Annotated in this window: 12 protein-coding genes; 7 read left to right on the forward strand and 5 right to left on the reverse strand. The window is 69.4% G+C overall.

The annotated features are described in order from the left end of the window. Positions 1–209: 209 nt before the first annotated feature. Together ACIRGA_RS39990 and ACIRGA_RS39995 are read right to left on the reverse strand one after the other, a co-directional pair. Positions 210–1,436: a cytochrome P450 gene (locus ACIRGA_RS39990; RefSeq protein WP_400952442.1), complete on the reverse strand. Its 1,227-nt coding sequence runs from the start codon at positions 1,434–1,436 to the stop codon at positions 210–212. A 54-nt stretch (positions 1,437–1,490) separates the two neighbouring features. After that, positions 1,491–1,727, reverse strand: a complete 237-nt coding sequence (locus tag ACIRGA_RS39995; RefSeq protein ID WP_400952446.1) for a ferredoxin — start codon at positions 1,725–1,727, stop codon at positions 1,491–1,493. Positions 1,728–1,924: 197 nt separating this feature from the next. Between ACIRGA_RS39995 and ACIRGA_RS40000 the strand changes: the two genes are divergently transcribed. Then, on the forward strand, positions 1,925–4,243 hold the full coding sequence (locus tag ACIRGA_RS40000) for an immune inhibitor A domain-containing protein (RefSeq protein ID WP_400952451.1): 2,319 nt from the start codon (positions 1,925–1,927) through the stop codon (positions 4,241–4,243). A gap of 59 nt (positions 4,244–4,302) precedes the next feature. On the opposite strand, the gene ACIRGA_RS40005 is transcribed toward ACIRGA_RS40000, so the two are convergent. Then, positions 4,303–4,551, reverse strand: coding sequence for a DUF1272 domain-containing protein (locus ACIRGA_RS40005; protein WP_400952456.1), 249 nt, complete (start codon positions 4,549–4,551; stop codon positions 4,303–4,305). Positions 4,552–4,665: 114 nt separating this feature from the next. Here ACIRGA_RS40005 and ACIRGA_RS40010 point away from each other — a divergent pair, with 114 nt between their 5' ends. Genes ACIRGA_RS40010 through ACIRGA_RS40025 form a run of 4 tightly spaced genes read left to right on the forward strand, consistent with a single transcriptional unit; the run spans position 4,666 to position 9,172 of the window. Continuing rightward, entirely contained in the window at positions 4,666–5,268 is a 603-nt protein-coding gene (locus tag ACIRGA_RS40010; protein WP_400952475.1) for a 2Fe-2S iron-sulfur cluster-binding protein, read from the forward strand. After that, the gene (locus ACIRGA_RS40015) at positions 5,268–6,248 is read left to right on the forward strand and encodes an FAD binding domain-containing protein (protein ID WP_400952459.1); all 981 of its coding nucleotides are present in this window, start codon (positions 5,268–5,270) and stop codon (positions 6,246–6,248) included. Before ACIRGA_RS40010 ends, ACIRGA_RS40015 begins: the two co-directional genes overlap by 1 nt. Further along, positions 6,245–8,449, forward strand: coding sequence for a xanthine dehydrogenase family protein molybdopterin-binding subunit (locus tag ACIRGA_RS40020; protein ID WP_400952462.1), 2,205 nt, complete (start codon positions 6,245–6,247; stop codon positions 8,447–8,449). The genes ACIRGA_RS40015 and ACIRGA_RS40020 overlap by 4 nt, the downstream gene beginning before the upstream one ends. Before the next feature lie 27 nt (positions 8,450–8,476). Further along, entirely contained in the window at positions 8,477–9,172 is a 696-nt protein-coding gene (locus tag ACIRGA_RS40025; protein WP_400952464.1) for an NIPSNAP family protein, read from the forward strand. A gap of 3 nt (positions 9,173–9,175) precedes the next feature. On the opposite strand, the gene ACIRGA_RS40030 is transcribed toward ACIRGA_RS40025, so the two are convergent. After that, positions 9,176–11,188, reverse strand: a complete 2,013-nt coding sequence (locus tag ACIRGA_RS40030) for a BTAD domain-containing putative transcriptional regulator (RefSeq protein ID WP_400952478.1) — start codon at positions 11,186–11,188, stop codon at positions 9,176–9,178. 169 nt (positions 11,189–11,357) lie between these two features. On the opposite strand from ACIRGA_RS40030, the gene ACIRGA_RS40035 reads away from it, so the two are divergent. Then, positions 11,358–11,594, forward strand: a complete 237-nt coding sequence (locus ACIRGA_RS40035; protein ID WP_400952466.1) for a hypothetical protein — start codon at positions 11,358–11,360, stop codon at positions 11,592–11,594. Here the strand turns inward: ACIRGA_RS40035 and ACIRGA_RS40040 are convergent. Beyond that, positions 11,584–12,942 (reverse strand): dipeptidase, encoded by a 1,359-nt coding sequence (locus tag ACIRGA_RS40040; protein ID WP_400952469.1) that lies wholly within the window; start codon positions 12,940–12,942, stop codon positions 11,584–11,586. The two genes, ACIRGA_RS40035 and ACIRGA_RS40040, sit on opposite strands and share 11 nt — an antisense overlap. Before the next feature lie 90 nt (positions 12,943–13,032). Between ACIRGA_RS40040 and ACIRGA_RS40045 the strand changes: the two genes are divergently transcribed. After that, the coding region (locus tag ACIRGA_RS40045; RefSeq protein WP_400952472.1) for a VOC family protein at positions 13,033–13,536 on the forward strand (504 nt) is incomplete at its 3' end.

Raw genomic sequence — 13,536 nt, forward strand, 5'->3', positions numbered from 1 at the left:
GTTGGTCGTGTTGCGCGTCCCTCTCCTCTACCGTGGTTCTGCCCCCCTGCGGGTGTGGGGGGTGGGTTGGTGGGGGGGGGGGGGGGGGGTGGTTTACCCCCCCCCCCCCCCCCCCCCCCCCCCACGACCCCCTTTGCAAACCGTACATATACGCATCAACCGGACCTCAGGCCACCAGCACGCGTCCTTTATGGACACTCGGACAGCACCTAGCGGTGCAAGGAGACCGGCAGCGAGACGAGGCCGTGCATGATGGTGCTGGACTTCCAGCGGAGCTGCTTCGGGTCCGCCGCCAGCGCGAGGTCCGGGAACCGGTCGAGCAACCTGCCGATGCCGATCTCCACCTGCAGACGGCCCAGCGGTGCGCCCGCGCAGTAGTGGATGCCGTGCCCGAAGGCGAGGTGACTGCCGAGCCCGCGGGTGATGTCCAGGCTGTCCGCGTGCTCGAACTTCTCCGTGTCGCGGTTCGCCGAACCCAGCGCCACCACCACGATCTCGCCGGCGGGAATGGTCACGCCGTCCAGCGCGATGTCGTCGGTGGTGAAACGGAACGTCGCCAGGCTGACCGAGCCCTCGTACCGCAGCAGTTCCTCGACCGCGGCGGGAAGCAAGGCCGGGTCCGCCCGCAACCTCGCGAGCTGGTCCGGATGGCGGAGCAAGGCGTACACCCCGTTGCCGAGCATGCTCAACGTGGTGTCGTGCCCGGCCACCACGAGCAGGAAGACCATCGCCACCAGTTCGTCCTTGCTGAGCCTGTCCCCCTCCTCGGTGGCCAGTACCAGCGCGCTGAACATGTCGTCGCCGGGGTCGGCGAGTTTCGCGTCGATCAGGTCCTCGGTGAACCTGGCCACCGCTGCCGAAGCCGTGGCGACCTCCTCCGGCGTGTGATCGGCCCCGACGAGCGTGTTCGTCCAGGCACGGAAGACCTTGCGATTCTCGGGCGGCACGCCGAGCAGTTCGGCGAGGACGGTGATGGTCAGCGGAGCGGCCAGGTCCTCGATCAGGTCCACCTCGCTCGCGCCGTCCATCCGGTCCAGCAGTTCCTCGGTGATCTCTTCGATCCGCGGCCGCAGGAGCTTCACCCGGCGCTCGGTGAAGGCCTTGCCGACCAGTCTTCGCAATCTGACATGGTTCGGCGGATCGCTGTTGAGCATATGCGAGGCCAGGTCGTCGTCGACCGCCGCGGGGGTCTTGTCCGGCGACTCGGCGTGGCGGGCGAACAACTCGTTGACCCGCCGCCCGTCCTTGCTGATCCGTGAATCCGACAGCAGGGTGCGGGCGTCACGGTAACGGGTCACCATCCACACCTTGATACCGTGCGGCATCAGCACTTCCCGGGGCGGGCCCGCTTCCCGCAACCGCGTGTACAACGTGTAGGAATCCTGGACGAAGTCGGCCGAGAGCCTTTCGACCTTCGTCGTTCGACGGCTTTGCATCAACGTCCTCCACGCGTCCGGCTGGCCGGACACGGTGTCTTGGTCGAGCCACGGTCATTCGAGGGGCGCCAGTACCTCACCGGTCGCCACGTCCACGACGCGGATCGCTTCCCGTGGACAGGAGTCGGCCGCGGCGAGCACCTCTTCGTCGGCACCGATTTCGACGTCGACCGGATGCGACCTGTCGTCGACGATCCGGAACCGATGCGGAAGGTCTCCCACGCACACCCCGGAACCTATGCAGCGGTCCTGGTCCACGACGATCCGCCAGCGGCGACCGCTCTCGGTCATTTCAGTCTCCTTGGAATCGAACGGCGCCTTCAGGCGTTCAACTGCCACTCTGGAACCAGTTGAGCGAAGGAGCCGATCGTTCACGGGAATCTCCTGTGGCGCAAGGTGTTCTCTCACTTGAGCGGGGTCGCGAGTGGTAATCAGGGTGCGAACACGAATCGCCACTCCTGAGTCAGTTCGAGAGGGGATCTCCTTTGTTGCGAAGACTTTGTGCCGCCCTGTGCGTTTCCATCCTGGTCGCCGGTTCGACGGCGGGCACTCCGACGGCGATCGCGGCACCCGCGGTCGCTGCCGAATCCCGCGGCGGGGGCGATCTGCCCGGCCCAGACGACGTACAACGCAGGGAACTGCGGCAGCAGGCGATCGCGGATGTGCTGAAGGGCAAGCAAGTCACCGAGCGGCGCGGTGCGAGCACCGTGGCCCGGGCGGGCGGTCCCGTCGACGAGTACGTCGAGCTGGCCAGGGAATCGACCGACCGGATCTTCGTGGTGCTGGCCGAGTTCGGCGACCAGCGGCATCCGTCCTACCCCGACGTCGACACCGATCCGGCCATCCCGGGCCCGGTCCGTTTCGACGGTCCTCGGCACAATCAGATCCCCGAGCCCGACCGGCGAATCAACAACACCACCATCTGGCAACCGGACTACGACCGCCGTCATTACCAGGATCTGTACTTCTCCACCGCGCCCGGCGCCGATTCCCTCGCGGCCTACTACCGGAAACAGTCCTCCGGCCGTTACTCGGTCGAGGGCATGGTCACCGACTGGACCACCGTGCCGTTCAACGAGGCCCGATACGGACGATCGAACGGTTTCCCGTGCGCGGGTGTCGTCTGCGCCAACTCCTTCGACCTGGTGACCGACGCCGTCAACTCCTGGTACGACGGGCAACTCGCCGCCGGCCGGACACCGGCGCAGGTCCGCGCGCAGCTCGCCACCTTCGACGTCTGGGACCGTGACGACTTCGACCGCGACGGCGACTTCAACGAACCGGACGGCTACCTCGACCACTTCCAGATCGTGCACTCCGGCGCCGACCAGGCCGACGCGGATCCCGTCCACGGCGAGGACGCGATCTACAGCCACAGCGCTTACGCGTTCGCCAACACCACCGCGGGACCGAACGGCAATCACCGAGGCGGCACCCAGATCGGCGACACCGGCATCTGGGTCGGGAACTACACCATCCAGCCGGAAAACGGCGGTATCAGCGTGTTCTGCCGCGAATTCGCGCACGACCTCGGCCTGCCCGACCTGTATGACACCAACGGTGGCGCGAACAACGTCAGCTGGTGGTCGCCGATGGCGCAGCAGCGCGTCTCGGGCCCCGGCGAGGTCATCGGCACCCGCATCAACGACCTGGACGCGTGGTCGAAACTGCAGCTCGGCTGGCTGGACTACGAGGTCGTGGTGGCCGGGCAGGCCCGCACCCTCGATCTCGGCCCGCACGAATACAACTCGGCGAAGGCCCAGGGTGTCGTGGTCGTGCTGCCGGACAAGCAGAAGACGTTCCACTATGGACAGCCGTTCGCCGGGCCGAACCAGTGGTGGAGTACCAAGGGCAACAATCTGTCCACCACGATGACCCGCCCGCTCGACCTGACCGGCAAGACGTCGGCGTCACTGACGCTCAAGGCCCGCTACGACATTCAGCCGGATTTCGACTTCCTCTACACACAGGTCTCGACGGACGGTGGCGTCACGTGGACCGCACTGGACGGCCTCGCCGGTGGCGCGCCCTTCCAACGGGATGTCAGTGGACTACCGGCCCTGTCGAGCACGACGGGAGGGAACTGGGTCGACATGACCGTGCCGCTCGACGCGATCGCGGGCAAGAAGGCCCTGCTCCGGTTCCACTACCGCACCGACGGCGCGTTGGCACGTAACGGATTCTTCGCCGACGACATCACGATCACCGCGGACGGCGCGCCGTTGCTGACCGACGGAGCCGAGAGCGGCGCGAACGGCTGGGCGCTCGACGGATTCCGGACGGCGGCCGCCACCGAGACCCGCCTGTTCGACAACTTCTACCTCGCGTCGAACCGCACCTACGAGTCCTACGGCCAATACCTGCGCACGGGCCCCTACAACTTCGGATTCCCGGACAGGCCCGCTTTCGTCGAGCATTTCCCGTATCAGACCGGACTGGTGGTGTCCTATTGGGACACGTCCGAAATGGACAACAACACCAGCGAACACCTCGGCTCCGGCCTGATCCTCCCGATCGACGCGCATCCCGCGCCGATCTACACCATCGAGGGCTTGCCTTGGCGTTCGAGGATCGCCGGCTACGACATGCCGTTCTCGCTCCGCAAGGCCGACTCGTTCACCCTGCACGTCAACGGAAAGCCCAGCTACATCCGCGGTCGGAACGCCGCGCCGCTGTTCGACGACACCGGGACGTTCCTGTTCCCCGACCAGCCGAACGCCGGTGTGGTCCTGCCGGCCACCGGGACCACGATCCGGGTGCTGTCGCAGAGCGGTACGTCGATGCGGGTTCGCGTCGGCCACAAGTAGGCAGCGCGTGAAGGCCCCCTTCCCTCGGCTCAGTCGAGGGAAGGGGGCCTTCACGCGCTTTACCCCGCCGGTGAACAGGCCGCGTGCGGGTTGACCACGCGCTGCGACGAGGGCGGATGACGTTCCAGCAGGACTTCAGGCCGCACGGGCCGGCGCACGAGCTCGCCGCCGCAGTTGGGGCAGACGCCACCGAAGCGGTCTTCCGCACAGCCAGAGCAAAAGGTGCACTCGAAAGTGCAGATACGCGCGTCCGCCGCGGGCGGCAGATCTCGATCGCAGCACTCGCAATTGGGCCTGAGCTCGAGCATGCCGCGAACTCTACCCGACCCTCCTGTTCAGCTGAGCGATGTCGAAACCGGACCCGATCCACGAGACTCGGCCGCCGAGAGGCTACTGGAGGTTCAGTGCAGACCGAGCAGAGTATGGACGACTCGAACGAGGGCCGGATCTCCCGTCGCGGCTTCCTGGGGCGGACCGCGACGGCGTCGGCGGCGCTGGCGGTTGGCGGGCAGTTCGCCGATCCGGAGACGGCGGGCGCGGAGCCGGACGCCGGGGGAAGCGGCCTCGTCGACGTGGAGTTGCGGGTCAACGAGCGCGTGGAGCGGCTGCGGCTCGATCCACGGGTGACGTTGCTCGACGCGGTGCGCGACCGGTTGCGGCTGACCGGTACGAAGAAGGGTTGTGACCGCGGTCAGTGCGGCGCGTGCACAGTGCACGTCGACGGACGGCGTGTGCTCTCGTGTCTGACCTTGGCGTGCTCCGTGACCGGAAGGCGGGTCACCACCATCGAGGGGCTGGCGCGCGGTGGTGAACTGCATCCGGTGCAGCAGGCGTTCGTCGATCACGACGGTTTCCAGTGCGGCTTCTGCACTTCCGGCCAGATCATGTCGGCGGTCGCGGTGCTCCGGGAAGGGCATCCCCGATCGGCCGAGCAGATCCGGGAGCTCATGGCGGGCAATATCTGCCGTTGCGGCGCGTACGACGGCATCGTCGAAGCGGTCCAGGCTGCGGGAGCGGCGGACTGATGCGGCCGTACGACTTCACGATCACGCACAGTGTGGCCGAAGCGCTCGACCGCGCCGGCGCGCCGGGCTCGGCTTACCTGGCGGGCGGCACGACGCTGGTGGACCTGATGAAGCTCGAAGTGCTGACGCCGAGCCGAGTGGTGGACATCAACCGCGTGCCGATGACCGGCGTGTGGACGGATCGGCATCGCCTGCACATCGCGGCGTTGGAGCGGATGAGCGACGTGGCCGCGCATCCGGTGGTGAATTCGCGGTTTCCGATGCTCTCCGAGGCGCTGCTGGCCAGCGCGTCGCCGCAGCTGCGCACCATGGCCAGCATCGGCGGGAACCTGTTGCAGCGCAGTAGATGCGGCTACTTCCGGGACGTCTCGACGCCGTGCAACAAGCGCACGCCCGGCAGCGGTTGCCCGGCGATCGAAGGCGCCAACCGCGCACACGCCGTCCTGGGGACCAGTGACTCCTGTGTTTCCACGCATCCGAGTGATCTCGCGGTGGCCCTCGTGGCGCTGGACGCCTCGGTGCGGCTCACCGGCCGGGGCGGCTCGCGAGACGCCCTGCTCGCCGAGTTCTACCGGCTGCCGGGCACCACGCCGCACATCGAGAACGACCTACGACCGGGCGAGCTGGTGACCGAGGTGACGGTGCCTCTGCTCGCCTGGGCGAACCGGTCGACCTACGTCAAAGTGCGGGACAGGTCCTCCTACGAGTTCGCGCTTGCCTCGGCAGCGGCGGCGGTGCTCGTCCGCGGCGATGTCGTGCGTGACGTGCGGCTCGCGGCGGGCGGGGTCGGCACCCGGCCATGGCGCTTGACCGCGGTCGAGGACGCCTTGCGCGGCAAGCCCCTGCGGCTCGACGTCGTCGAGAAAGCCGCCGCGCTGGCCACCGAAGGAGCCCGGCCGTTGGCACACAACGGTTTCAAGGTGCCGCTGCTGCGACGCACCATCACCCGCGCCCTGATGAAGCTGGCGGACCGGACATGACCTCACTCTCCCGTGTCGAAGGACGGCTCAAGGTCACCGGCGCCGCCCGGTACTCCGCCGATTACCCGGTCGAGGACCTCGCCAACGGCTACCTCCTGCTCAGCACGGTGGGGCGCGGCACGGTCCGTGCCGTCGACACGACCGCCGCGCGCCGCTCCCCCGGAGTGCTCGCCGTCTACACCCACGCGAACCCGCTCCCTCTCTTCGGTGGCGCCGAATCCGGCATCGGCTACAACTGGCTTCCGTTGCAGGACGACCAGGTTCGTCATCACGGGCAGATCGTCGGGCTCGTGGTCGCCGAGACCTTCGAGCAAGCCCGCGACGCCGCCTCCTTGGTGCGCTTCGACTACGCCGCCGTCCCGGCGCGGACGTCGTTGCGCGAAGGGATGCCCGGCGCCACCTTGCCGGAGGACGTCAACGGCGAGCCGCCTCAGCTCGACCTGCTCGCCGACGGCGTCGCGTCCATCGACGAAGCCCTCGCCGAGAGCCCGGTGGTGGTCACCGCCACCTACACGCAGCCGATCGAGTACCACGGCGCCATGGAGCCTCACGCCGCCATCGCGGTGTGGCGCGACGGCTACCTCACGCTGTACAGCGGAGCGCAGGCGCCGCAGCTGGCCGCCCAAACGATCGCCGCCACGATCGGCGTCGATCCCTCCCGGGTGCACCTGCTCAGCCCGCACGTCGGCGGCGGATTCGGCAACAAGATCCTCACTTGGGGGCATCCCGTGCTCGCCGCGGCCGCCGCCAAGGCGCTCGGCCGCCCGGTCCGGATCGTCCTCACCAGGGAGCAGACTTTCGGTGTTACCGGCCATCGCTCGGCGATGTCCCAGACGGTCTCACTCGGCGCCGACCGCGGCGGGCGCCTCGCCGCCGTCAAGCACGACGCGTACGCCAGCCTGTCGAGCGGCGGAGACGGCTTTCTGTACGAAGCGGGGCCGCACACCACTTCGCGGTACTTCTACGCCTCCCCCAACATCCATGTCGGGCAGCGGCTGGTGACGCTGGACGTCCCGCCCCAGACACCGATGCGGGCACCCGGGCCGGAAGCCGGCTCGTTCGCACTGGAAACCGCCATGGACGAACTGGCGGTACGGCTCGGCCTCGACCCGATCGAGTTACGCATGCGCAACTACGCCACCACCTATCCCGGACGCGGCGTGCCTTGGTCGGGCAAGCATCTCGACGAGTGCTACCGCGTCGGCGCCGAGGCGTTCGGCTGGTCCCGGCGGGCAGCGGTGCCCAGGTCGGTCGTCGACGGCGAATGGCTGATCGGCACCGGGATGGCGACCGCCGCCTATCCGGCCTCGCGGTATCGCACCACGGGAAAGGTCCGGCTCCAGGCCGACGGTACGGCGGCGGTTTCCACCGCGACGTCAGATCTGGGCACCGGGATGTGGACGGTGCTGGCGATGGTCGGGGCCGACGCTCTCGGCATCCCGGTGGACCGCGTCCACTCCGCGCTCGGCGATTCCGCGCTGGCCGACAACCCCGGCGCGTTCGCCTCCGCGGGTACGGCGAGCTCGGCCCCGGCCGTCCACGCGGCGGCCTTGTCCGCGACGCGCGCGCTCCTCGACCTCGCCGTGACGCACGAACGCTCCCCCTTCCACGATCTGAGCCGGGACCAGGTCCGCTACGAACACGGCGACGTCGTCGGGCCCGGACGGCGAATCGCGTTCGGCACCCTGCTCGGGATCGTCGGCCTCGCCGGGATCGACGCGACGGAAACCGCGGCGCTGGGGCCTGAACGCGAACGGTTCGCCTTCACGTCGTTCGGCGCGCACTTCTGCGAAATCGCGGTCAACCGGTGGACCGGAGAACCCCGTCTGCGCCGCGTGACGACGGTCATCGACGCCGGTGCCATCGTCAACGAGAAGACCGCGCGCGGCCAGATCACCGGTGGCGTGATCTTCGGTATCGGCCAAGCCCTCCTGGAGAACACGATCGTCGAACCGGGCACCGGCCGTATCGCCACCGCGAACCTCGCCGACTACGCCGTTCCGGTCGGCACCGACGTCCCGCCGATCGACGTCCACTTCCTCAGCCATCCCGACACCGTCTTCAACCCCCTCGGTGTCCGCGGGATCGGCGAGCTGGGCACCGTCGGGATCGCCGCCGCCATCGGCAACGCCGTCCACCACGCCACCGGACGTCGCGTCCGCGACCTTCCCATCACCCTCGACGAAATGATCGGCGCCTGACCTGCGGGATGCCTTAGGGTTCTTTGCGTGACAGACGTTATCGAGCTTCGGCAGTACACGCTTCAGCCGGGACAGCGCGAGGTGCTGATCGAGCTGTTCGACCGGGAATTCGTCGAGACCCAGGAAGCCACCGGGATGAGCGTCCTCGGGCAGTTCCGCGACCTGGACCGCCCGGATCATTTCGTGTGGCTGCGAAGCTTCCCCGGCATGCCGGCCAGGCTTCAGGCCCTCACGAGCTTCTACACCGGTCCGACCTGGAAGGCGAACGCGGCGGCGGCCAACGCCACCATGATCGACACGGACGACGTCCTGCTGCTGCGGCCGGTCCGACAGGGCGCGCTGACCGGCCTCGACCCCGCGATCCGGGACACGCCCGCCTCGTCGTTGGTCACCGCCACCCTCTACCACCTGCCGTCCCCGCCGGAGGAGGAGTTCGTCCGGTTCTTCGACGAAACCGTCCTTCCGTTGCTGGAGAAGGCGGGCGCGACGCCGCTTGCCTTGCTGCGAACCGAATACGCGGAGAACGACTTCGCGGGGTTGCCGGTCCGCACGGGTGAGCACGTGCTCGTCGTGCTCGCGTCGTTCCCCGGCCAGGACGCCTACGCCGAGCACACCGAACGGCTGGCCGGACTCCCCGAGTGGCGGGACGACGTCCAGCCGCGCCTGCCGGACTCGGTCGAGCGGCTCCGGCTGACCCCCACCGATCGGTCGATGCTGCGCTGATCGTCACCGCAACGCGGAGGACAGCCGATTCACCAGCTTGGGCAGCTCGGCGCCCGGCGCCCTGGCGGCGAGCACACGCAAGGTCAGGCATTCCTCGCGATACCACGCGAGCCCGGCGCCGCGGTTCGCCGCGAGCCGGGCGAGCTGGTCGCGCACCTCGCCCTCGTAGTACCCGACGATGCGGTGCGTCGACGTGCGCTCCTCGTCGGCCGTGACGTACTCGTCGGTGGCGAACAGCCGCACCAGTCCCGGAACCCGGTACCGATCCATCCGCGACGTCTCGACGAGCCCGGCGTCGACCAGCCGTTCCGCCGCCGATTCGGCCAAGGGGACGGGAATGTCGAGCGCGGCCGCGAGCGCGGCCGTCGAGACCACCGGAAGGTCCAGCACGCCGAGCTGGCCGAGGGCACGCGTCGCGAACGGATCCGCGACGCGGCGCAGGAGGCGTACACCTGCCCGCAGGCCGTCGCGGACGCTGAGCCCGTCGCAGGTCAGCGCGTCCAGCCGGCGCGCCGGATCGGCCAGCCGCGCGGCGAACTCGCCGACCGTCCATTCCGGACGCCGCGCGAGTCTCGTGGCGGCGATGCGCAGAGCGAGCGGCAAATGATCGCACAGCCCGGCGAGCCGCACGGTGCCGGCGGGGTCGGTGTCCACCCGGGGAGCCCCGGCGTAACGGCGGATCAGTGCCGTCGCGGCCGTTGCCGGGAGCCTGCCGAGGCGAAGCAGGCCCGACCCGTCCACGGCGGTGGAGGCCGGGCGGCTCGTCAGGATCACCGCGCAGCCGGGCGCGCCGGGCAGCAGCCGCCGGATCTGTCCGGAGCCGGCGACATCGTCGAGTACCACGAGCACCCGACGGCCGGCCAGGGCGGACCGCAGCATCACGGCGGCTCGCTCCTCGTCGGGCGGAATGTCGGCGGCCGGTACGCCCAGCACCGCGAGCAGCCGTCCGATCGCGTCGGCCGGCGGTGTCGGGCCGTGCGTCGCGGACGCCCCGAGATCCAGATGCACCTGACCGTCCGGAAAGGACCCGGCCACCCGATGGGCGGCGTGGACCGCCAAGGCGGTCTTGCCGACGCCCGCCATGCCGTGCACGGCGCAGCGCTGCTCCCCGCCGGTCAGCCGGGCGGTGATCCACGCCAGCTCGCGTTCCCGGCCGATGAAGGCGGGCACGTCGGGAGGCAGGGTGCGCGGCACGGCGAGCCGCAGGACCGCGGTCGCCGGCGTGGCGCGACGCGTTTCCTCCAGCAGCAGCGGATCGTCCCGCAGAATCCGGCCTTGCAGCTCCCGCAACGGTTTGCTCGGCTCGACACCGAGCTCGTCGACCAGCAGCCTGCGCAGATCCCGGTACGCGCCGAGGGCTTCGGCCTGCTGCCCCGACCGGTGGAGCGCGACCATCAGATGTGCGTGCAGCCGCTCGCGCAGCGGGAACTGCGAGACCATCAGCTTCAGCTCGGGCAGCAGCGCCTCGTGCCCGCCGAGCCCGATCTCCGCCTCGATCCGCGCCTCGACCACAGCCAGCCGCGCCTCCTCGAGCCGCGCGGACTCGGCCAGGACGGAGGGGACCATCGCGACGTCCGCCATCGGCGTCCCGCGCCACATCCCGAGCCCTTCGGTCAGCGCCGCGACCGCCGAGGGCAGGTCGCCCTCGGCGAGGCTCTTCCGGCCCGCCGCGACCAGCCTCTCGTATTCGTCGACATCGGTCGCGCCGGACGGAAGCACGAGCCGGTAGCCGGGCGCCCTGGTGCTCAGCATCCGCCCGCCCGGATCACCGAGGCCGTTGCGCAACCGCCAGACGTATCCGGCCAGCAGTCCGGCCGCGCTCGGCGGCGGCCGCTCGCCCCACAGTTCCGCCATGAGCTGATCCGCCGACACCGCGCGGTTGGCGTTGATCAGCAGGACGGCCAGCAAGGCCCGTTGCTTCGGGGCACCGATCGAGACCCACTGCCCGCCGTCGAAGAATTCCAGCGGGCCGAGGAACCGGAACCTGACCGGTGACGCGTTCGATTCGCCGTTAATTGACGTCCACCATTCTCCGGTGCTCTACTCGCCCTTCCGGTAAATACCGAGGGTGAGGTGCAGGATGGATAACGCTAAACCATGGCTGCTGGAGATTCGACTGTTCAAAGTGAAGCCGGGCGACCGAGCGGAATTCGATCGCATAAGCCGGGAAGGCACCATTCCGCTGATGCGACGAATGGGTATCACGGTCCTCGCGCACGGGCCGTCCTTGAACAACGAAAACGGCTACTTCCTGCTGCGTGCCTTTCCATCCGAACAGGAACGGATCGAGCTCTCCCAGTCGGTCTACGCCACGGACGAATGGCTGGCGGAGTACGACGGCCCGGTCACCGCGATGATCGAGGACTATGACACCTCGGTCTTCGCGGCGGACGCGGCCGAACTCGGCCGCCTCATCCCTTAGGGCGAGCCGCCCCGTTCAGCATGAGCGCCTCGGCGAGGCATACCCGGGCGAACTCGCCGAGGTGCAGGCTCTCGTTCGGGCCGTGCGCCCGGGTGTGCGGGTCCTCGACGCCGGTCACCACGATCTCGGCGTCCGGGAACTCCGCCTGGAACGTCGAAACGGCCGGGATCGAGCCGCCGACGCCGATCTCCACCGGCGCGACCCCGTCCCACGCGGCGCGGATCGCGGACCGGACAGTTTCGTAGTGCGGTCCGGTGGTGTCGATGAGGCACGGTGCGCCGCCACCGTCCAGGGCGACCGAGATCGCGGCACCCCAAGGGCAATAGGCTTCGAGGTGGTCGCGGAGCGCGGCGAAGGCCTTGCCCGGATCGTCGCCGGGGGCCAGCCGGGCGCTGATCTTCGCCCGCGCCACCGGAACCAGGGCATTGCCCGACTCGAGAACGGACGGCGCGTCGATACCGAGAACCGACAGCGACGGCCTGGTCCACAACCGGTCCACCATCGAACCGGTGCCGGTGAACCGGACGCCGTCGACCATCCCAGCCTCAGCGCGCACCCGGTCGGCCGGAAGATCCAAGGTGGACTCCCGACCGACGGCGAGCCCTTCGACCGCGACGTCGCCCGCTTCGTCGTGCAGCGTCGCCAGCAGCCGGGCGAGAGCGGTCAACGCGTCCGGGACCGCTCCACCGAACATTCCACTGTGGACGGCGGCGTGCAGGGTGCGCACCTCGACCACACAGTTCACGATTCCGCGTAACGACGTGGTCAGCGCGGGAACCCCGATGTCCCAGTTCATCGAATCGGTGATCACGATCAGGTCGGCACGCAGCTTGTCGTGGTGCAGCCGGAGCAGGTCGGACAGCGACGCCGAGCCGTATTCCTCCTCGCCTTCGACGAACACCACCGCCCCGACCGGCAGAGCGTCACCGAGTGCCCGCAGCGCCACGACATGCGCCATCAACCCGGCCTTGTCGTCCGCCGCGCCGCGGCCGTAGAGCCGGCCGTCGCGCTCCACCGGCTCGAACGGGTCGCTGTCCCACAACGCTTCGTCCCCCGGCGGCTGGACGTCATGGTGCGCGTACAGCAGCACGGTCGGCGCGCCGGGCGGCGCGGGCTTGCGGCCGATGACGGCCGGACGGCCACCGGCACGGACGATCTCGGTGTCCAGCCCGCAGCCACGCACCAAGGCCGCCACCGCCTCCGCGGAACGGTCCACCTGCGCGTGGTCGAATTCCGGAAAGGCGATACCGGGAATACGGACCAGATTCTCCAGATCGGCTCGCGCACGGGACATTTCCCGCTCGACGGCCGTCCTCAATTCGGCTTCCGTCAGTTCCTTGGTCGTCATGAACCGGATCGTACGGCGTGGCCGACGAGAAAAGGATCCGGTCAATCGCGCGGGAAATCGAACGTGACGGCGTGGCGCTACGCTCGGGCCATGCTGCTCGGAATCGACCACATCGGACTCGTGACCGGAGAACCCTCGGCACTCGGCCCCGCGATGACCGCGCTCGGGATGTCCAAAATGGATAGTGGAACCGCTGCCGGATATCGCGTGGCGTGCGAGTTCTGGCAGCCGTCAGGACGGGACGGCCAACCCCTGATCGAACTGGTCTCCCCGGCGGGCCCCGGCTCGGCGCTCGATGGCCACCTCGCCCGCGTCGGGCCCGGACTGCATCACATCGCCATCGAGGTGGACGACCTCGAGCCGGAACTGGACCGGTTGCGGGAAGCCGGGTTCACGTCGGTCGACCGCGAGCCCTGCGCCGGTGCCCGGCCGGGGATGCTGGTCGCCTTCACCTACCTGGCCCGGCCCGCCGGACTGCTGCTGGAGCTGGTCCAGTACGGGGCGCGCGGGTCGTGGGGGGGGGGGGGGGGGGGGGGGGGGGGGGGGGGGCCGGGGGGCGGGGGGCGGCCGCGGGGCGGCCCGGGCCCGGCCCCC

The sequence above is a fragment of the Amycolatopsis sp. NPDC102389 genome (assembly GCF_044765885.1).
GTDB lineage: Bacteria > Actinomycetota > Actinomycetes > Mycobacteriales > Pseudonocardiaceae > Amycolatopsis.

What these genes read in the sequence shown, in the direction of transcription:
- ACIRGA_RS39990 (WP_400952442.1), bottom strand. Translation starts at nt 1,436, where the DNA reads ATGCAAAGCCGTCGAACGACGAAGGTCGAAAGGCTCTCGGCCGACTTC.
- ACIRGA_RS39995 (WP_400952446.1), bottom strand. Translation starts at nt 1,727, where the DNA reads ATGACCGAGAGCGGTCGCCGCTGGCGGATCGTCGTGGACCAGGACCGC.
- ACIRGA_RS40005 (WP_400952456.1), bottom strand. Translation starts at nt 4,551, where the DNA reads ATGCTCGAGCTCAGGCCCAATTGCGAGTGCTGCGATCGAGATCTGCCG.
- ACIRGA_RS40010 (WP_400952475.1), top strand. Translation starts at nt 4,666, where the DNA reads ATGGACGACTCGAACGAGGGCCGGATCTCCCGTCGCGGCTTCCTGGGG.
- ACIRGA_RS40015 (WP_400952459.1), top strand. Translation starts at nt 5,268, where the DNA reads ATGCGGCCGTACGACTTCACGATCACGCACAGTGTGGCCGAAGCGCTC.
- ACIRGA_RS40020 (WP_400952462.1), top strand. Translation starts at nt 6,245, where the DNA reads ATGACCTCACTCTCCCGTGTCGAAGGACGGCTCAAGGTCACCGGCGCC.
- ACIRGA_RS40035 (WP_400952466.1), top strand. Translation starts at nt 11,358, where the DNA reads ATGCGACGAATGGGTATCACGGTCCTCGCGCACGGGCCGTCCTTGAAC.
- ACIRGA_RS40040 (WP_400952469.1), bottom strand. Translation starts at nt 12,942, where the DNA reads ATGACGACCAAGGAACTGACGGAAGCCGAATTGAGGACGGCCGTCGAG.